Source organism: Streptomyces sp. NPDC028711 (genome assembly GCF_055565415.1).
Genome location: NZ_JBVHUJ010000006.1, coordinates 17,046 through 35,765, shown reverse-complemented (window position 1 = coordinate 35,765; position 18,720 = coordinate 17,046). Strand labels below are relative to the sequence as shown.

Sequence of the window (18,720 nt, the reverse complement as noted above, 5' to 3'; positions counted from 1 at the left end):
GGATCAAGCGTCCCAGAGCGCGCCGAGGGTCAGCAGGTCGCTCCGGTACTCGACGCGCTCCGCCCACTCCTTCGGCCAGGCGTCGGCGCCGAGGTGGGCGCCGGCGAAGGCTCCCGCGAGGGCGGCGATGGAGTCGGAGTCGCCGCGGGTGCAGGCGGCGCGGCGCAGCACGGTGAGGGGCTGCTCGGGGAAGAGGAGGAAGCAGAGGAGCCCGGTCGCGAGGGCCTCCTCGGCGATCCAGCCGTCACCGGTGTACGTGCAGGGGTCGAGCTCCGGGTCGGCGGTGCGCTGGACGGCGTCCAGGCGCTCCAGGATCGCCAGGCACTCGTCCCACCCTCGCTGGATGAAGGAGAGCGCGGAGGGGTCCTGGGAGCGGGTCCAGAGGTCGCCGAGCCAGTGCTCGTGGTAGCGGGAGCGGTTCTCGTACGCGTACGAGCGCAGCTGCCCGACGAGTCCGGCGGGCTCCACTCCCTGGGCGAGGAGGTACACGGCCCGGGCGGTGAGGTCGGAGGCGGCGAGCGCGGTGGGGTGGCCGTGGGTCAGCCCGGACTGGAGCTGCGCGGCGCCCGCCCGCTGCTCCTCGCTCAGGCCGGGGACGAGGCCGATGGGGGTGACCCGCATGTTGGCGCCGCAGCCCTTGGAGTCGATCTGGGAGGCGTCCTGCCAGGGCCGGTCGCCGTCGAGGAGCCGGCAGGCGCGGAGGCAGGTGTTGCCGGGGGCGCGGTTGTTCTCCGGCGAGTGGTACCAGTCGACGAACTCGTCCCTGACGGGCCTGGCGAGACGCAGCGGGGCGAGCACGCCCCGGTCCATGGCGGTGCGGATGCCCCGGGCGAAGGCGAGGGCCATCTGGGTGTCGTCGGTGACGTACGCCCTGCCGTTGCGGACGGGCAGCGCCATCTCGCGCCAGGGTCCGACCTTGGCGAGGATCGACGGCACGTCGTTGAACTCGGTCGGGAAGCCCAGCGCGTCGCCGAGCGCCAGCCCGATCAGGGAGCCGGTCGCGGCCTGCTTGGTCGCGGTGCGTGCGAGGTTCACGCGGATCGTCCTTCCGGTCGCAGGAGGGGCGGGTGGAGGGTGGTGGCCCCGCCCGCCCGGTAGAGAGCGGCCGGTTTCCCCCGTCCGCCGGTGAGGCGCGGAGGTCCTTCCACGGCCTGGACGAAGCCGGGCGTGGTGAGGACCTTGCGCCGGAAGTTGGGGCGGTCGAGTTCGACGCCCCAGACCGTCTCGTAGACCTGCCGCAGCTCGCCGAGGGTGAACTCGGTCGGGCAGAAGGCGGTCGCGAGGCAGGTGTACTCCAGCTTGGCGCCGACCCGTTCGTGGGCGTCGGCGAGGATCCGGTCGTGGTCGAAGGCGAGTCCCCTGACGGTGTCGTACGGCAGCCACCGGGCCTGGGCCGCGTCGCCGCCGCCGCGCGGCTCGGGAGGGTCCGGGACGAGCGCGGTGAAGGCGACGGAGACGACCCGCATCCTCGGGTCGCGGTCCGGCTCGCTGTAGGTGCGGAGCTGTTCGAGGTGGAGTCCGGCGACGGTGGCCTCGGAGAGGCCGGTCTCCTCGGCGAGTTCACGGCGGGCGGCCCGCTCGGCGGACTCGCGCGGCAGTACGAATCCGCCGGGGAGCGCCCAGGATCCGGCGTACGGCTCCTGGCCGCGCTCGACGAGCAGGACGTGGAGGCGTTCCTCGCGGAGGGTGAGGACGGCGAGGTCGGCGGTGACCGCGAAGGGTTCGAAGGCGTACGGGTCGTATCCCTCGGGCACCCGGTGGCCGCTCATCGGCGCTCCGGCAGGGGGTCGGTGAAGTGCCATCCCTCGGCGAGCAGCGCGTCCACGGCGGCGACGGCGGCCGCGAGCCGCTCCTCGTGGGGGCCGCTGAGGACGGCCGCACGGCGGCCGCTGTGGGTGAGCTGGGTGAGGAAGCGGGCGGTCATCCAGGGCCGGAGGTGTTCCCCGTCGCGCAGTCCGTCGTCCTCGAAGCCGACGCCCCGGTGGTCGGTCAGCAGCCAGAGGTGCTGCCGGCCGCGGGCGGCGATCTCGCCGGTGGCGGGGCTGGTGGTGCCCATGTACCGCTCGTGCCAGATGGTCGTGGCGAAGGCGTCGGTGTCGCAGAACAGCACGGGCGAGCCGTCGCGGGCCGCCTCCTCCTCCAGTTCGGCCTGGCGCTGGGCGATGACGGGGAAGTCGGAGGAGTGGAAGGTGACGTCGGCCCAGGTCGCCCCGGGGCGTTCGGCGCGGAGTTCGGCGAGCTTGAGTTCGCTGTACTCACGGCCGTACTCCGGTACGTACCGGGTACGGGCCCAGACTCCGCCGCGCCGCCGGTAGTGGTCGGCGAGGGCGAGGGCCATGGTGGTGGTGCCGGTGGACTCGGCGCCGAGGACGACGATCCGCCGGGTGAGCGCGGCCCGCACGGGCGGTGCGAGGAAGTCCCAGCAGCCGGCGGGGTCGGCGCGGACGGCGGTGCCGGAGACGGGGAAGCGGGTGCGGTCGGGGTCGACGCAGACGGATGCGGCGCCGAAGCGGCGGGCGAGCTCCTCCCCGTACGGCTCCGAGGTGAAGACGGCGTCGACGCGCTCGGGCACGGCGGCCCGGAAGACGGCCATGTGGGCGTCCCAGACGTCGGGGTCGTGGAGGTCGACGGGGATGTCGTCGACGGCGCCGACGACGAGGGCTTCGGGGTGGATCTCGCGCATCCAGGCGACGCGTTCGTCGAGCGGGACGGACTCCACGGAGGAGGCACAGACGAGGACGGTGAGGCGCTCGCAGCGGTCGAGGGCGGTGCGGACGAGGTGGTGGTGGCCGGCGTGCGGCGGATAGAACTTGCCGAGGACGAGGCCGTGTCCGTAGCGCTTCACGCCGCCGTCCGCTGTGTCGTGGTGCTTCACGCCGCCGTCCGCTGTGTCGTAGCGCTGCACGCCGCCGTTCGCCGTGTCGTAGCGCTGCACGCCGCCGTTCGCCGTGTCGTGGTGCTTCACGCCGCCGCCTCCGTCGGGAGGGCGCGCCGGGCGCCGAGGTCCCTGGTCCAGCCGCGCAGGCCGAGGACGCAGAGCGTCAGGAAGCCGACGTACAGCAGGGAGGTGAGGTACAGCTCCTTGTGGGCGTACAGCGGTATGTAGACCACGTCGGCGGCGATCCACAGCCACCAGGACTCCACGCGCTTGCGGCACTGGCCGTAGGTCGCCATGAGGGAGAGCGCGGTGGTCAGGGCGTCCCAGAAGGGGACGGTGGAGTCGGTGGCGCGGTCGAGCAGCAGGGCGAGGGCGAGGGTCCCCACCACCCCCGCCGTGAGCAGCCACGTCCACTCGGTGCGCGTGGTGCGGCGCACCGGGAGGGCGTCGGAGCCTGGTCCACCCCCGTGGGTCCAGGTCCACCAGCCGTACACGGCGAGGGTGATGAAGACGATCTGGAGGCCGGCGTCGGCGTAGAGCCCCGCCTGCGAGAAGAGCAGGACGAAGAACAGGTTGTTGGCGATGCCGATGGGCCAGTTGGCGAGGTGCTGCAGGGCGACGAGCCAGACGCAGAGCGCTCCGCTGCCGAATCCCAGGACCTCGGTCCAGCTGACCGGGGTGTCCAGGACCGTGAACAGCGGCTGCTGCAACGGTTCGAATATGTCCGCGAGGCTCACGCCCGCCTCCTTAAGAGTCATCCTGACTATAAAGGGGGACGGCCTTCGGCCACAAGACCGAAAAACGCGGCGAGGCCCGTGACCGCCGGGCGGTCACGGGCCTCGCCGTGTGGAGCGGGGGGCTTACATGCCGACTTCCTTCATCAGCATGCCGACCTCCGTGTTGGTGAGCCGGCGCAGCCAGCCCGACTTCTGGTCGCCGAGCGCGATCGGGCCGAACGCGGTCCTGACCAGCTTCTCGACCGGGAAGCCCGCCTCGGCCAGCATGCGGCGCACGATGTGCTTGCGGCCCTCGTGCAGCGTGACCTCGACCAGGTAGTTCTTGCCGGTCTGCTCGACCACGCGGAAGTGGTCGGCCTTGGCGTAGCCGTCCTCCAGCTGGATGCCGTCCTTGAGCCGCTTGCCGACCTCGCGGGGCAGCGGGCCGGTGATGGCCGCCAGGTAGGTCTTCTTCACGCCGTACTTCGGGTGCGTGAGGCGGTGGGCCAGCTCACCGTGGTTGGTGAGCAGGATGATGCCCTCGGTCTCCGTGTCGAGCCGGCCGACGTGGAAGAGCCGGGTCTCACGGTTGTTGACGTAGTCGCCCAGGGACTGACGGCCGTCCGGGTCCTCCATGGTGGAGACGACGCCGGCGGGCTTGTTCAGCGCGAAGAAGAGGTACGACTGGGTGGCGACGGTCAGGCCGTCCACCTTGATCTCGTCCTTCTCCGGGTCGACCCGCTTGCCCTGCTCCATGACGATCTCGCCGTTGACCTCGACCCTGGCCTGCTCGATGAGCTCCTCGCAGGCACGCCGCGAGCCCATGCCGGCCCGCGCGAGGACCTTCTGCAGCCGCTCGCCCTCCTGCTCGGCGCCGGGGAAGGTCTTCGGGGTCTTGATCTCCGGCCGGCCCTCGTACCGCTCCCGGTTGCGCTGCTCGATCTTGGCGTCGAGCTCGCGCGAACGCGCCGGGGCCTGTCGCTGCCCGTGCGGGCCGCGACGGGGCGGCGTACCGCCCTGGGGGGCCTTGGGGCCGCCCTTGGCGCCTCCACGGGCCGCGGAGCCGCGACCCTTCTTGGGGGCCTCGGCGGGGGGGCTCACGTCGTAGGAGCGCTCCTCGGGGCGAGGCCGGCGCGGGTTGTCCGGGCTCTTCTGGCCGTCACGGCCACCCTGGTAGCCGCCTCCGCCACCACCCTGGTAACCGCCGCCGGAGCCACCACGGCCACCGTCACGGCCACCCTGGTAGCCGCCACCGCCGCCGCCCTGGTAACCGCCGCCGGAGCCACCACGGCCACCGTCACGGCCACCCTGGTAACCGCCACCGGAGCCACCACGGCCACCGTCACGGCCACCGCCGCCGCCCTGGTACCCACCGCCGCCGCTGCCGCCGGAGCCACTGCCACCGCGGTAGCCACCGCCGCCACCGGAGCTGCTGCCGCCCCGGTAGCCACCGCCACCGGAGCCGCTGCCGCCACCGGAGCCCCGGTAACCGCCACCGCCGCCCGCGCCGCCGCTGCCACCACGGCCGCCACCGCTGCTGCCGCCGCGGCCGCCGCTGTTGCCACCACGGCTCCCGCCGTTGTTTCCGCTGCTGTTCCTGCCGCTGCTGCTTCGCATCAAACTTCCGTCTTGTCGTCGTCGTCCTCACGATCCGGTGCATCCGGATCGAACGACGGAACCCCTTCGAGCGAGTCCTGCTCGACCGCCTCCGCCTCGGGGAGGAAGGGCGCGAGCTCGGGGAGCTCGTCCAGGCCGCGCAGGCCCATCCGCTCCAGGAAATAGTTCGTCGTCCTGTACAGGATCGCACCTGTTTCGGGTTCCGCGCCCGTCTCCTCCACCAGACCCCGCTGCAGGAGGGTCCGCATCACCCCGTCGCAGTTGACCCCGCGGACCGCGGAGACCCGCGAACGGCTGACCGGCTGGCGGTACGCGACGACCGCGAGCGTCTCCAGAGCCGCCTGGGTCAGGCGGGCCTGCTGCCCCTCCAGGACGAAGGCCTCGACGGCCGGGGCGTACGCGGGGCGGGTGTAGTACCGCCAGCCGCCGGCCACGTGGCGCAGCTCGAATCCGCGGCTTTGGGCGGTGTACTCGTCGGCCAGCTCGCGCAGGGCCTCGGCCACCTCCTGGGGGGTGCGCTCCAGGACCTTGGCGAGATGGGCCTCGGTGGCGGGCTCGTCGACGACCATGAGGACGGCTTCGAGGGCGGGCTTGAGGTCGCTCACGGGGTGGCCTCCTGGTCGAATTCGTCGGTCACGGCCCCGGACGGGTCCGCCTCCCCGCCGGTCCAGGAGACCGTGAGGTCCCCCAGGGCGGTCTCCTGGTCGAGGGCGACGGCCTTCTCCCGGTAGAGCTCCAGGAGGGCGAGGAATCGGGCCACGACCGTGAGGGTGTCGTCGCCCGCGTCCTCGATCAGCTCCCGGAAGAGCGCCGTCCCGCGCCCCCGCAGCAGCGCGACGACGACGGCGGCCTGCTCGCGGACGCTGACGAGCGGGGCGTGGATGTGGTCGACGTACACCTGCGGCGCGGCCTTCGGCTGCATGGCCTTGGCGGCCAGCCGGGCGAATCCCTCGGCGCCGAGGGAGATGACGACCTCGGGGAGCAGTGCGGCGTGGTGCGGTTCGAGTCCGACGGTACGGGGATGGCGGCGGCCCTCGGCCTCCCAGCGCTCCTCGAAGATCGCCGCGACGCGTTTGTACGCCCGGTACTGGAGGAGCCGGGCGAAGAGCAGGTCGCGCGCCTCCAGGAGCGCGAGGTCGGCCTCGTCCTCCACCTCGGCCGCGGGCAGCAGCCGGGCGGCCTTGAGGTCGAGCAGGGTGGCGGCGACGACGAGGAACTCGGTGGTCTGGTCGAGGTCGCCGTCGGGCCCGAGGGCGCGCAGATGGGCCATGAACTCGTCGGTGACCTGGGAGAGGGCGACCTCGGTGACGTCGAGCCGGTGCTTGGTGATCAGCTGGAGCAGCAGATCGAAGGGCCCCTCGAAGTTCGCGAGCCGCACGGTGAACCGCCCGTCACCGCCCTCGGCGACGGCCCCGGGCTCCGACCGGGCTTCCGGCCGGGCCCCGACCTCCGGCCCCGTCTCGCTCTCCGCAGCGGCCCCGGGCTCCGTCCCACGCGCCCCAGCGGCCTCAGGGCTCCGCCAGGTCTCACGGTCCCCAGCGGCCTCGTGGCAGGACTCCCGGACCTCCGCGGGCCCAGCAGGCGCCGCAGGCCCAGCGGACACCGCAGGCACCGCGGACCCAGCGGCCGGCACCCCGGGCTCGGCGACGGGTGGCACCGCCTCCCCGGCCTCCGCGGGCCCGGCGGGCACTGCCGGCCCGGTGGCGGGTGGCGCCGTCTCCGGCTGCCCCTCCCCCTCGCCCGGCCCCCGGCCCAGGACGCGGCGGCGCGGTGGGCGGGACGTTTCGTCGGGCGTGTGGTGCATGGTGGTCCAGGGGGAACGAGGAGCGTGGCAGCCCGCAGGCTACCGTCAGCGGCCGCGCAGACGGCGGACGAGGATGCTCGCGTCGCCGCGGGATTCCAGGTCCGCCAGGACGACCGCGACGGCCTCCCGCACGATCCGGCCCCGGTCGACGGCGAGGCCGTGCTCGCCGCGCAGGACGAGCCGCGCGTGCTCCAGGTCCATCAGCTCCTCGGCGGAGACGTAGACCGTGATCTTCTCGTCGTGGCGCTCGCGGCCGCTGGGCCGCCGGTTCGGAGTACGGCCGCCGCGCCGCCGCGCCGCCGGTGCGGGCACCGCGGCGGAGGGCGGGGCCTTGGACGCGCTCTCCGGCTCCGCCGTACGGGCCAGCGGTTCCGCCGCCTCGGAGTCCGCCGCCGTGTGCTCCGCGGAGCTCTCGGCCGCCCCCGGGTCCCGCTCGCCCGCGGGGGCCGGAACGGCCCGGCGGGGTGCGGACGCCTGGAGCGCCGTCCCCCCGGTCGTACGGAAGAGTTCGTCGGCGCCGGGCAGACTCACTCGGCGTGACACCGGGCGAGCACCTCCCTGGCGAGCTGACGGTAGGCGGCGGCGCCCACGGAGTTGGAGGCGTAGGTGGTGATGGGCTCGCCGGCGACCGTGGTCTCCGGGAAGCGCACGGTCCGCCCGATGACCGTGTGGTACACGTGGTCGTCGAAGGCCTCGACGACGCGCGCGAGGACCTCACGGCTGTGCACGGTCCGCGAGTCGTACATCGTGGCGAGGATGCCGTCGAGTTCGAGCTCGGGGTTGAGCCGCTCCTGGACCTTCTCGATGGTCTCGGTCAGCAGGGCCACACCGCGCAGCGCGAAGAACTCGCACTCCAGCGGCACGATGACCTTGTGAGCCGCCGTCAGGGCGTTCACGGTCAGCAGGCCGAGCGAGGGCTGACAGTCGATCACGATGTAGTCGTAGTCGTTCATCAGCGGCTTCAGGGCGCGCTGGAGCGTGGACTCGCGCGCGACCTCGCTGACGAGCTGGACTTCGGCGGCCGAGAGGTCGATGTTGCTCGGCAGCAGGTCCATGTTGGGCACGGCGGTCTTGAGGAGGACCTCGTCGGCCGACATGCCCCGCTCCATGAGCAGGTTGTAGACGGTGAGGTCGAGCTCCATCGGGTTCACGCCGAGGCCGACCGACAGGGCTCCCTGCGGGTCGAAGTCGACGAGCAGCACCCGTCGTCCGTACTCCGCGAGCGCGGCACCCAGGTTGATGGTCGACGTGGTCTTGCCGACGCCGCCCTTCTGGTTGCACATCGCGATGATCTTCGCGGGTCCGTGGTCGGTCAGGGGACCCGGGATCGGGAAGTACGGCAGCGGCCGTCCGGTGGGGCCGATCCGCTCGCGGCGCTGCCGGGCAGCGTCGGGTGCGAGGGTGGCCGCGTACTCCGGGTCGGGCTCGTACTCGGCGTCGGGGTCGTAGAAGTGCCCCTCGGGCACCTCGTCAAAGGCGGCGAAGTGGGTGGACTCTCGGCCCATCTCGTTGCCGGCCGTGGCGTTCACGTGTAGGCCGTCCATCGTCTTCATCGTGTGGGCTGTCGTCATGGGCTGGTGCGTCGCGAAGGTCCGCACCGCGACGGAGCCGATCGGAGCACCTGGCGCACCGCTCCCGGGAGTAATTGTCGACTCATTCACAAGTCGTCTTACCTCCTTGGATGTCACCAGGAACATTTATCGATAGGTCAGCGTGGCACCATGCCGACGGTTGGCGACTCTATGGCGTGTCACCGCTCCGCAGCAACACAATCCGCCGGACCCGGCCCGATGTGTCGGCAACCGAACACGTCTCTGTCAAGGGCGCGCAGGCATGCATCCACACGTTTCAGGGGTGTGCGAAACGGTTAAACAGTTACGTTCGAGGCGAGTTGGCCGAACGTTCCTCCGGGTCCGGACACGCATCCGGCCGGACCTTGTCGAACAAGGTCCGGCCGGTGCGCGGATTGACGGCACGCGTTGACGGCGGTGCCGTGAGGGTCAGCCCAGGAGGGTGCCCAGCTCGACGTGCTCGAGACCGTGCGCCTCGGCGACCTCCTTGTAAACCACCTTGCCGTCATGGGTGTTGAGGCCCAGACCGAGCGCGGCGTCGCGACGCAGCGCCTCGACCCAGCCGTTGTTCGCCAGCGACACGATGTAGGGCAGCGTGGCGTTGGTGAGGGCGTAGGTGGAGGTGTTCGGGACCGCGCCGGGCATGTTGGCGACGCAGTAGAAGACCGAGTCGTGGACCTGGAAGGTCGGCTCGGCGTGGGTGGTCGGGTGCGAGTCCTCGAAGCAGCCGCCCTGGTCGATCGCGATGTCGACAAGGACACTTCCGGGCTTCATCTTGGCGACGAGCTCGTTGGTGACCAGCTTCGGGGCCTTGGCGCCCGGGATGAGGACGGCGCCGATGACGAGGTCGGCTTCGACGACGGCCTTCTCCAGCTCGAAGGCGTTGGAGACGATCGTCTTCACCTTGGTGCCGAAGATCTTGTCGGCCTCGCGGAGCTTGTTGATGTCACGGTCGAGCAGGGTCACGTGGAAGCCCATGCCGACGGCGATCTGGGTGGCGTTCCAGCCCGAGACGCCGCCGCCGATGACGACGCACTCGCCGGCGTGGGTGCCGGGGACGCCGCCGGGGAGGACACCGCGGCCGCCGACCGAGCGCATCAGGTGGTACGCGCCGACCTGCGGGGCCAGCCGGCCCGCGACCTCGGACATCGGGGCGAGCAGCGGGAGCGCGCGGTTCGCGGTCTCGACCGTCTCGTAGGCGATGGCGGTGGTGCCGGAGGCCAGGAGCGCGTCCGTGCACTCCTTGGAGGCGGCGAGGTGCAGGTAGGTGAAGAGCGTCTGGTCCTTGCGGAGACGGTGGTACTCCTCCGCGATCGGCTCCTTGACCTTGAGCAGCAGGTCGGCGGTGGCCCAGACCTCGTCGGCGGTGGGGAGGATCTCGGCGCCGGCGGCGACGTACTCCTCGTCCGTGATCGAGGAGCCGACACCGGCGTTCTGCTCGATGAAGACCTGGTGGCCGTGGCGGACGAGCTCGTGGACACCGGCGGGGGTGATGGCCACGCGGAACTCGTTGTTCTTGACCTCGCGGGGGATGCCGACCTTCATCGTCGATCACGGTCCTTGAATCAGGGAGGGATACATGGGGCACTGCGATACATACCCGGATGCACGGGGGCGCACCGGGGCAGACCACGTTCGAACGCGGCGCAACCCAGTCTAATGAAGGAGTTCCCTCTGTCTAGCCTTTCAAAGTACTAATCTTCGACGGAGACACTGCGGATTTCGTAGGCGGATCTTTCCGTTTCCAACAGTCTCTCCGCTGCGGCCCGGCGCAGCCGGGCCGCAGCCGGGTCGCCCAGCCGGTCGAGGGTGTCGGCCAGGCGCAGCTGGAGCGCGGCCTGGAGCCGGGTGTCCTGCGCCCGCCGCGCCCACTCCACCGCCTCCTCGCAGGTCCGCAGGGACTCCTCGGGCCGTCCGGCGTACTCCTGGACCCGGGCCGCCTCGCTCAACGACCGTGCGTAGCCCGGGAGATCGGCGAGCCGCCGATAGCCGGCCGCGGCGGCACGCCAGTTCCGCAGGGCCTCGCCGTACCGGCCCGCGTAGGTCTGTACGGCGCCGAGGCGCGTGTAGAGCCGGGCCTGGTCGGCCCGCTCGTCGCGGGCGAGGCGCTGGGCGAGCGCCCTCCCGTACCAGTCACCGGCCCGCTGCCAGTCCCCCAGTTCCTGATACGCCCCTCCTACGGATTCCATCGCGCGGCCGGTGGCGTACGGGTCATTTGCTGCGCGTCCTGCGTCCAAAGCCGACCGATATCGCAGCAGAGCGTCCTTGGTCCGTCCGGTGCGGGCGTCGAGATCGGCCAGGTTGAGCAGGGCGGCGGCCCGCTCCCGGTGCAGTCCGCGCCGCTCGGCCACGTCCAGGACCAGCTGATGCAGGCCGTACAGCTCGGGCGCCGCGGCCTCGGCCCCCCGGTGCGCGGCGAGCGCCCGCACCAGGGACGCGACGAGGCGCCGTGCGAGGGTGTCGAGCTCCCCGTCGGCGACGGCGAGCCGGGCGGAGGCGAGGAGGACGGGCTGCCGTGAGCGGAGCCAGACGGCCCCTTCGGCCGCGCTGGGGAAGCGCAGGGCGCGCGGCAGGCCGGCCAGTTTCCGGCGCGCGGCCGAGCCCTCGGGCTCGGTGACCGCACGGCAGGACTGGAGGAGCCGTACGGTCCGCTCCAGCATCCGGGCCCGCGCGAGCTGCACCTCGGCGGGCCGGTCGCACTCCTCGAGCCGGTCGCGCAGGAGGGGGACGAGATGGCCGGGGACCTCGTACTGCCCGTCCTCGCCGTGGAAGACGAGCCCCAGGGCGGCGAAGTCGGCGAGGGTGGTGGCGGCAGCCGACACCGAACAGCCGGCCAGGGCGGAGGCGGTGTGGGCGTCGGCCCGGCCGAGCGGGGCGAGCGCGAGGAATCGCAGTATCCGGGCGGCGGTGGCGGGCAGCGCCTCGTGGACAAGGAGGAAGGCCCGAGTGAGGGGGTCGCCGGAGAGCCCGCGCAGCCTCTTCGCGAGATCGGCGACGGAGACCTTGGGGTGGGTGGAGAGCCAGCCGCCGGCGAGGACGACCGCGCCGGGCAGCCCGCCGCACTCCTCGACGAGGGTCTCGGCGGCCTGGGGATCGACGGTGATGCGTACGGAGCCGGTGAAGGCGGTGAGCAGTTCGATGGCCGACTTGGGGTCGAGCCCGCCCAGCGTGCACGGCCGTACGTCGGGGATGCCGGTGAGCGGTCCGCGGGCGACGCCCACGACCAGGACGGCGGGGTTGTCGGGGATCAGCGGGTCGGCCTGTTCGGCGTCGACGGCGTCGTCCAGGACGAGGAGGGCCCGGCGCTCGCCCAGGGCGTTCCTGACGAGTTCGGTCAGCTCGTCCTCACCGGCCCCGGGGGGTTCGGCGACGCCGAGCGCGGCGAGGAGCTCCTGGGCGACCCGGGCGGTCGGCACGGGGGTGCCGCCGGGCTCGGTGAGCCGGGCCCGGAAGATCCCGTCGGGGTAGCGGTCGGCGAGGCCGGCGGCGAGTTCCTCGGCGAGGGCGGTACGTCCGGAGCCGGGCTTGCCGGCGATCAGCAGGACCCGGGCGCGGGGGGCCTTGCGGCCGGTGAGGGTGTCGAGGCCGGTCCGCTCGATGTCGGCGCGCAGGGCCTTCAACTCCCGCTGCCGCCCGAAGAACTGGCGGCTGCCGGCCGCCGCCACCGCCTGATCCGTCACGGGCCACGCTCCCGTCCACCTGCACACGAGCCGATCCCGCGGGGGTCTCCGCACGGGCGTTCCCGAGCGTAGTTCAGGGCACGACACGGACCCGTCGGAGCACGACGGACACGTCCCCCAATCGGATCAACAGATCGTCACACCACCCCCACGGTGGCCCCCCGGCGCCACCGCCCCGGCGGGACGGCTGCCCGCACGCGCGGCCGGCGGAGGCCCTAGACCGAAGGCCCCGCACGCGCGGCCGGCGAAGGCCCCGGACCGAAGGCCCCGCACAAGGCTCGGCTACGACTCGAACGGCCGGGCCGGCCACTCCGCGTCCGCCGGACGCAGCGCCCCCACCCCCTCCCCCACCCGCGCCGCCGCCAGCGACAGCACCCCCACCACCAGGCAGTTGTTGTGCAGCTCGCCCGCGAGGACCCCCCGCACGAGGTCCGCGAGCGGCACCCGCGCCAGCTCCATGTCGGCCTCCTCCTCCGCGACCTCGAAGCGTTCGCCCTCCGCCTCCGACAGGTCCCGCGCCAGGAAGATCCGTACCGCCTCGTCGCAGCCGCCGGGCGTCGTGTAGACGTCGGCGAGGACCCGCCAGTCCTCGGCCTTGACGTGCGCCTCCTCGTACAGCTCGCGCTGCGCCGCGTGCAGCGGGTTCTCACCGGGCACGTCGAGGAGTCCCGCCGGGATCTCCCAGAGCTTCTGCCGCACCGGGTGCCGGTACTGCTTGAGCAGCAGGACCCGGTCCTGCTCGTCGAGGGCGAGGACGGCCACCGAGCCGGGGTGGACCTGGTAGTCGCGGCGCGCGACCGTGCCGTCCGGCATGACCACGTCGTCCGTGCGGACGCTGGTCTTGTTGCCCTGGAAGGGGGTCGCCGTCGCGACGACCCGCCACTCCTCCGGGGTGTCCTGCACCTGCATCAGAAGTCCTCCGTACATGCGAAAGCCGGGGTACGCGCCCCGGAAAGGGACCCGTACCCCGGCAACGTTAACGCGCCGTACTACTTCGCCGTCTTGCGCTCCACGGCCGCCTTGACCAGGCCCGCGAACAGCGGGTGGGGGCGGGTCGGGCGGGACTTCAGCTCCGGGTGCGCCTGGGTGGCGACCAGGTAGGGGTGGATCTCGCGCGGGTACTCGACGTACTCGACGAGCTTGTTGTCCGGGGAGGTGCCGGAGAAGACCAGACCGGCCTTCTTCTCCAGCTCCGCGCGGTAGGCGTTGTTCACCTCGTAGCGGTGACGGTGACGCTCCTCCACGTACGGCTGGTCGTCGTAGACCTCGCGGACGATCGAGCCCTCGGCGAGCTTCGCCGGGTAGAGACCGAGGCGCATCGTTCCGCCCAGGTCGCCGGCGCCCTCGACGTACGCGAGCTGCTCCTCCATCGTGGAGACGACGGGGTGCGCGGTGGCGGGGTCGAACTCGGTGGAGTTGGCCTCGGGGATGTCGGCCAGGTTCCGGGCGGCCTCGATGACGATGCACTGGAGGCCGAGGCAGATGCCGAGCAGCGGCACCTTGTTCTCGCGGGCGTACCGGATCGCGCCGACCTTGCCGCTCACACCACGGTCGCCGAAGCCGCCGGGGACGAGGATCGCGTCGACGTCGACGAGCTGCTTCTCGGCGTCGGCCGGGGTCTTGCAGTCGTCGGAGGTGACCCACTTGACCTTGACGCGGGCCTTGTTGGCGAAGCCGCCGGCCCGCATGGCCTCGGTGACCGAGAGGTAGGCGTCGGGCAGGTCGATGTACTTGCCGACGAGCGCGACGGTGACCTCGTGCTCCGGGTTGTGGACGCGGTCCAGGAGGTCCTCCCAGACGGTCCAGTCCACGTCGCGGAACGGCAGGTCGAGCTTGCGGACGACGTAGGCGTCCAGGCCCTCGGTGTGGAGCACCTTCGGGATGTCGTAGATCGACTTGGCGTCGATCGCGGCGACCACCGCGGCCTCGTCGACGTCGCACATCAGCGAGATCTTGCGCTTGATGGCGGTCGGGACCTCGCGGTCGGCGCGCAGCACGATCGCGTCGGGCTGGATGCCGATGTTCCGCAGGGCGGCGACGGAGTGCTGGGTCGGCTTGGTCTTCAGCTCGCCGGAGGGGCCGATGTAGGGCAGCAGCGAGATGTGCACGACGAAGACGTTGTCGCGGCCGACCTCGTGGCGGACCTGGCGGACGGTCTCCAGGAACGGCAGGGACTCGATGTCGCCGACGGTGCCGCCGACCTCGGTGATGACGACGTCCACGTCGTCGGTCGCCATGCGGCGGATGCGGGACTTGATCTCGTTGGTGATGTGCGGGATGACCTGCACGGTGTCACCGAGGTACTCGCCGCGCCGCTCCTTGGCGATGACCTGCGAGTAGACCTGGCCGGTGGTGACGTTGGCCGAGCCGTCGAGGTCGACGTCGAGGAAGCGCTCGTAGTGGCCGATGTCCAGGTCGGTCTCGGCGCCGTCGTTGGTGACGAACACCTCGCCGTGCTGGAAGGGGTTCATCGTGCCCGGGTCGACGTTGAGGTACGGGTCGAGCTTCTGCATCGTGACCCGCAGGCCCCGGGCCTTGAGGAGCGCACCCAGGCTGGAGGCGGTCAGGCCCTTGCCGAGGGAGGAGGCGACACCCCCGGTGACGAAGATGTGCTTGGTCGTCGTGGTTTTGGGCGGCATCGCCAAGAGGGGGCTCCCGTGGTCGCGTTCTGGAGGTGCGTACCGGCGTGCCCTCCGGAAGAATCGGGGGGTGCCGTCGCTGCGGTTTCGGGGTCCTCGGCTGTCGCCGTTTCCCACCGGTCCACGGGGTACCAGGGTATCAGCGAGATCGGGAGACCGCTTCCGGCCACACGGGGCAGTCGGGTGTTCACGGACGGCGACGCGAGGGTGGGGGCGGACACTCCCACGGCGAAGGGGAGGAGCTCTGATCAGGGACGGAACGGGCCTCCCGGTGGTACGGGGGACGGGGAGGAGGCCCCGTTCACCCGAACGGAGCAATGCCGTCACGGACGTGATCACCGCCGCGGCGGGGTCCGACGTATCCTGCTCGGACATAGCCCGCCGAGCCGGCCGGCCAGCGGAACCATCCCGCCCGTCATCCGGACCAAGAGCTCGTCGAAGACCTTGACCGCTGACACACGCAGACCCGGCCGACACCAGCCGGAGCATCTGGAGCAAGCGCCCTGCGGGGCGGACGTGGCCGTTCGACTGGAGTGAAGCACGTGGCCGGGCGCATCGAGGATTACGCACTCATCGGAGACATGCAGACCGCCGCACTGGTCTGCCGCGACGGCAGCGTCGACTGGCTGTGTCTCCCCCGCTTCGACTCGCACGCGATCTTCGCCGGACTGCTCGGCACCGAGGAACACGGTTTCTGGCGGGTGGGCCCCGCCGGGCCCGCCGACGCCGAACCGCCCGCGGCCGACCGGCGTCGCTACCGCGGCGACTCGCTGATCCTGGAATCCGAGTGGGACACCCCGCGCGGCACGGTCCGGGTCACCGACTTCATGCCCCCGCGCGACGGCGCGCCCCAGCTCATCCGGATCGTGGAGGGCGTCTCCGGCCGGGTGCGGATGCGCTCGGCGCTGCGGATGCGGTTCAGCTACGGCCGGATCGTGCCGTGGGTCCACAAGGTCGGCGACCGCACGGTCGCCGTCGCGGGGCCCGACTCCGTGTGGCTGGACACCGAGGCCGAGACCCACGGCAAGGACCTCACGACGTACTCCGAGTTCACCGTCAATCCCGGTGACCGGATCGCGTTCACGATCTCCTGGCAGCCCTCCCACCGCGAGCCGCCGGCGCTGCCCGACCCCGAGGGCTCCCTGGAGGCCACCGCCGAGTTCTGGCGCGAGTGGGTCGAGCACTGCACGTACCACGGCCCCTACCGGGAGGCCGTGATCCGCTCCCTGATCACCCTGAAGGCGCTGACGTACGCGCCGACCGGCGGGATCGTGGCCGCGCCGACCACCTCGCTCCCCGAGGAGATCGGCGGCGTCCGCAACTGGGACTACCGCTACACGTGGCTGCGGGACGCGGCGATCACCCTCTCGTCGATGCTGCGCACCGGCTACCGCGAGGAGGCCCGCGCCTGGCGGGACTGGCTGCTCCGCGCGGTCGCGGGCGACCCGGAGAACCTCCAGATCATGTACGGCATCGCGGGCGAGCGGGAACTCGGCGAGGCGGAGCTGGATTGGCTGCCGGGATACGAGAACTCCGGCCCGGTCCGGGTCGGCAACGGCGCCGCCAACCAGCTCCAGCTGGACGTCTACGGCGAGGTCACCGAGGCCCTCCACCTCGCGCACATGACGGGCCTCTCCCGCAACGACTACGCCTCGCTCCTCCAGATCAAGCTGATCAACTACCTGGAGAAGCACTGGGACCAGCCCGACGAGGGCATCTGGGAGGTCCGCGGTCCGCGCCGGCACTTCGTCCACTCGAAGGTGATGGCCTGGGTGGCCGTCGACCGCACGATCAAGCTCATCGAGTCCGGGGACGCCGACGGCCCCCTGGAGCGCTGGCACGCGCTGCGCGACGAGATCCACCGGGACGTCTGCGAGAAGGGCTACGACCCCGAGCGGAACACCTTCACACAGTCGTACGGCTCCAGGGAGCTGGACGCCTCGCTGCTGCTGATCCCGCAGATGGGCTTCCTGCCGCCGGACGACAAGCGGGTCATCGGCACGATCGAGGCGATCCAGCGGGAGCTGTCCACGGAGGACGGGTTCGTGCTGCGCTATCCGACGGCCGGCGAGGAGGCCGGGGTCGACGGTCTGGAGGGCGACGAGGGCGCGTTCCTCGCGTGCTCGTTCTGGCTGGCGGACGACCTGGCGATGATCGGCCGGGTGGACGAGGCCCGCACCCTCTTCGAGAAGCTGCTCGCGCTCCGCAACGACCTGGGGCTGCTCGCGGAGGAGTGGGACCCGAGGCTCCAGCGGCAGGTGGGCAACTTCCCGCAGGCCTTCAGCCACGTCCCGCTGATCGACACGGCGCTGCGGCTGACGGCGAGCGGAGCGTACGGCGGCTGAGGCGACGGGAGCCGCCCGCGGGAATACGCTGGAAGAGCCCTGTCCCCCCTCGGAAAGGGGGGCTTCCCCATGGCTCCCCAGATCAGCGTCCCGCAGTCAGCTCTCGCCGGACTCCGCGAGGATCTGGCCGGTGCGGTCCTCGTCCCCGGTGATCCGGGGTACGAGGAGGCGCGGACGGTCCACAACGGCATGATCGACCGGCGTCCGGCGGTCATCGCGCAGTGCGCGAGCCAGGAGGACGTCTCCAACGCGATCGTCTTCGGCCGGGAGACCGGGCTGCCGATCGCGGTGCGCGGCGGCGGGCACAGTGTCGCCGGCACGTCCGTCGTCGACGACGGTCTCGTCGTCGACCTGCGCCGGATGCACGCGGTCGTGGCCGATCCCGAGCACATGACGGTACGGGTCGAGGGCGGCGCGACCATGAGCCATCTCGACCGCGCCTGTCAGCCGTTCCGTCTGGCGACGACCGGCGGCCGGGTGTCCACCACGGGCGTCGGGGGTTTCACGCTCGGCGGTGGTTCGGGGTGGCTGGAGCGGAAGTTCGGGCTCGCCTGCGACAACCTCGTGGCGGCGGAGCTGATCACCGCCGAGGGGAAGCACGTCCACACCGACGCGGAGACGAACCCCGAACTGTTCTGGGCGCTGCACGGTGGCGGCGGGAACTTCGGGGTGGCCACCTCGCTGACGCTGCGTCTGCACGAGCTGCCGGCGATGAGCATGGCGTTGCTGTTGTTCCTGCCCGAGCAGGCCCCCGAGGTGGTCCGTGTCTTCCGTGACCTGGCATCGTCCGCGCCCGACGAGGTGGGCGGCGGAGTCATCTACTTCCCCGCACCGCCCGAGCCGTTCGTCCCGGAGCACCTGGTGGGCGAGCTGGTCTGCGGCACCATGCTCACCTGCGCCGGTCCCGTCGCCGAGGTGCGTGAACTCGCGGCGCCGCTGTTCGCGCTCAAGCCCGCGATCGAGATGGTCGCGGACGTCTCGTACGCGGATCTGCAGTGCATGATCGACGACCCGCCGGGGCTGCGGAACTACTGGTCGGCGGAGTATCTGACCGGCTTCCCCGACGAGGCCGTGGACCTCTTCTGCGCACGCGCGGAGCAGATCCCGATGCCGACCGCCACCCAGCACGTGCTGTTCATGATGGGCGGCGCGGTGGCGTCGGGCCCCACCGACTACCCGGTCCCGTGGCGCTCCGCCCCCTGGGTCGTCCACCCCTTCGCGACCTGGGTGGACCCGGCCGATGACGAGCGCGCCGTGCGGTGGGTGCGGGACGTGCGGGCCGATGCGAGGCCGTGGTCGACCGGAGCCGTCTATCTCAACTTCATCGGCTCCGAGGGCGAGGAGCGGGTCGTCGCCGGCTTCGGTGCCGAGAACTACCGCAGGCTCGCCGCCGTCAAGGCCGCCTACGACCCCGACAACGTCTTCCGCTTCAACCACAACATCGCACCGGCCGCCTGAGGGCATGACCCG

The 18,720-nt window shown here is 71.9% G+C and carries 15 protein-coding genes; 2 read left to right on the top strand and 13 right to left on the bottom strand.

The features are described from left to right. Nucleotides 1–3: 3 nt before the first annotated feature. From ACZ4VK_RS19985 to ACZ4VK_RS19925, 13 genes are all read right to left on the bottom strand, one after another. Nucleotides 4–1,035 carry an ADP-ribosylglycohydrolase family protein gene (locus tag ACZ4VK_RS19985; protein ID WP_468353698.1) on the bottom strand — a complete coding sequence of 344 codons (1,032 nt, stop codon included), beginning with the start codon at nt 1,033–1,035 and terminating at the stop codon, nt 4–6. Continuing rightward, complete coding sequence (locus ACZ4VK_RS19980) at nt 1,032–1,769, bottom strand: NUDIX hydrolase (RefSeq protein WP_468353697.1); 738 nt, start codon at nt 1,767–1,769, stop codon at nt 1,032–1,034. Before ACZ4VK_RS19980 ends, ACZ4VK_RS19985 begins: the two co-directional genes overlap by 4 nt. Further along, on the bottom strand, nt 1,766–2,845 hold the full coding sequence (locus ACZ4VK_RS19975; RefSeq protein ID WP_468354321.1) for an AAA family ATPase: 1,080 nt from the start codon (nt 2,843–2,845) through the stop codon (nt 1,766–1,768). Before ACZ4VK_RS19975 ends, ACZ4VK_RS19980 begins: the two co-directional genes overlap by 4 nt. 116 nt (nt 2,846–2,961) lie before the next feature. Then, nucleotides 2,962–3,615 carry a nicotinamide riboside transporter PnuC gene (gene pnuC, locus ACZ4VK_RS19970; RefSeq protein ID WP_468353696.1) on the bottom strand — a complete coding sequence of 218 codons (654 nt, stop codon included), beginning with the start codon at nt 3,613–3,615 and terminating at the stop codon, nt 2,962–2,964. A 123-nt stretch (nt 3,616–3,738) separates the two neighbouring features. Next, complete coding sequence (locus ACZ4VK_RS19965) at nt 3,739–5,211, bottom strand: pseudouridine synthase (RefSeq protein WP_468353695.1); 1,473 nt, start codon at nt 5,209–5,211, stop codon at nt 3,739–3,741. Next, a complete protein-coding gene (gene scpB / locus ACZ4VK_RS19960) occupies nt 5,211–5,816 on the bottom strand; it encodes an SMC-Scp complex subunit ScpB (RefSeq protein WP_468353694.1) in 606 nt (201 codons plus the stop codon). Before scpB ends, ACZ4VK_RS19965 begins: the two co-directional genes overlap by 1 nt. Beyond that, entirely contained in the window at nt 5,813–7,015 is a 1,203-nt protein-coding gene (locus ACZ4VK_RS19955) for a segregation and condensation protein A (RefSeq protein ID WP_468353693.1), read from the bottom strand. The genes scpB and ACZ4VK_RS19955 overlap by 4 nt, the downstream gene beginning before the upstream one ends. Nucleotides 7,016–7,060: 45 nt before the next feature. Beyond that, entirely contained in the window at nt 7,061–7,546 is a 486-nt protein-coding gene (locus tag ACZ4VK_RS19950; RefSeq protein ID WP_468354319.1) for a hypothetical protein, read from the bottom strand. Next, entirely contained in the window at nt 7,543–8,568 is a 1,026-nt protein-coding gene (locus ACZ4VK_RS19945; RefSeq protein WP_037637819.1) for a ParA family protein, read from the bottom strand. The genes ACZ4VK_RS19950 and ACZ4VK_RS19945 overlap by 4 nt, the downstream gene beginning before the upstream one ends. 447 nt (nt 8,569–9,015) lie before the next feature. After that, a complete protein-coding gene (ald, locus tag ACZ4VK_RS19940; protein WP_468353692.1) occupies nt 9,016–10,131 on the bottom strand; it encodes an alanine dehydrogenase in 1,116 nt (371 codons plus the stop codon). A 149-nt stretch (nt 10,132–10,280) separates the two neighbouring features. Next, nucleotides 10,281–12,266 (bottom strand): tetratricopeptide repeat protein, encoded by a 1,986-nt coding sequence (locus ACZ4VK_RS19935; protein WP_468353691.1) that lies wholly within the window; start codon nt 12,264–12,266, stop codon nt 10,281–10,283. A 282-nt stretch (nt 12,267–12,548) separates the two neighbouring features. Then, nucleotides 12,549–13,175: an NUDIX domain-containing protein gene (locus ACZ4VK_RS19930; RefSeq protein WP_468353690.1), complete on the bottom strand. Its 627-nt coding sequence runs from the start codon at nt 13,173–13,175 to the stop codon at nt 12,549–12,551. A gap of 80 nt (nt 13,176–13,255) precedes the next feature. After that, nucleotides 13,256–14,905, bottom strand: coding sequence for a CTP synthase (locus ACZ4VK_RS19925; RefSeq protein ID WP_468353689.1), 1,650 nt, complete (start codon nt 14,903–14,905; stop codon nt 13,256–13,258). A 542-nt stretch (nt 14,906–15,447) separates the two neighbouring features. Between ACZ4VK_RS19925 and ACZ4VK_RS19920 the strand changes: the two genes are divergently transcribed. Together ACZ4VK_RS19920 and ACZ4VK_RS19915 are read left to right on the top strand one after the other, a co-directional pair. After that, nucleotides 15,448–17,250 (top strand): glycoside hydrolase family 15 protein, encoded by a 1,803-nt coding sequence (locus tag ACZ4VK_RS19920; RefSeq protein ID WP_468353688.1) that lies wholly within the window; start codon nt 15,448–15,450, stop codon nt 17,248–17,250. A gap of 69 nt (nt 17,251–17,319) precedes the next feature. Then, nucleotides 17,320–18,708 carry an FAD-binding oxidoreductase gene (locus ACZ4VK_RS19915; RefSeq protein WP_468353687.1) on the top strand — a complete coding sequence of 463 codons (1,389 nt, stop codon included), beginning with the start codon at nt 17,320–17,322 and terminating at the stop codon, nt 18,706–18,708. Nucleotides 18,709–18,720 lie beyond the last annotated feature (12 nt).

Excerpts from the sequence above, each read along its gene's own strand:
- ACZ4VK_RS19980 (WP_468353697.1), bottom strand. The coding sequence starts at position 1,769 with ATGAGCGGCCACCGGGTGCCCGAGGGATACGACCCGTACGCCTTCGAA.
- ACZ4VK_RS19965 (WP_468353695.1), bottom strand. The coding sequence starts at position 5,211 with ATGCGAAGCAGCAGCGGCAGGAACAGCAGCGGAAACAACGGCGGGAGC.
- ACZ4VK_RS19955 (WP_468353693.1), bottom strand. The coding sequence starts at position 7,015 with ATGCACCACACGCCCGACGAAACGTCCCGCCCACCGCGCCGCCGCGTC.
- ACZ4VK_RS19945 (WP_037637819.1), bottom strand. The coding sequence starts at position 8,568 with ATGAAGACGATGGACGGCCTACACGTGAACGCCACGGCCGGCAACGAG.
- ald (WP_468353692.1), bottom strand. The coding sequence starts at position 10,131 with ATGAAGGTCGGCATCCCCCGCGAGGTCAAGAACAACGAGTTCCGCGTG.
- ACZ4VK_RS19930 (WP_468353690.1), bottom strand. The coding sequence starts at position 13,175 with ATGCAGGTGCAGGACACCCCGGAGGAGTGGCGGGTCGTCGCGACGGCG.
- ACZ4VK_RS19925 (WP_468353689.1), bottom strand. The coding sequence starts at position 14,905 with ATGCCGCCCAAAACCACGACGACCAAGCACATCTTCGTCACCGGGGGT.
- ACZ4VK_RS19915 (WP_468353687.1), top strand. The coding sequence starts at position 17,320 with ATGGCTCCCCAGATCAGCGTCCCGCAGTCAGCTCTCGCCGGACTCCGC.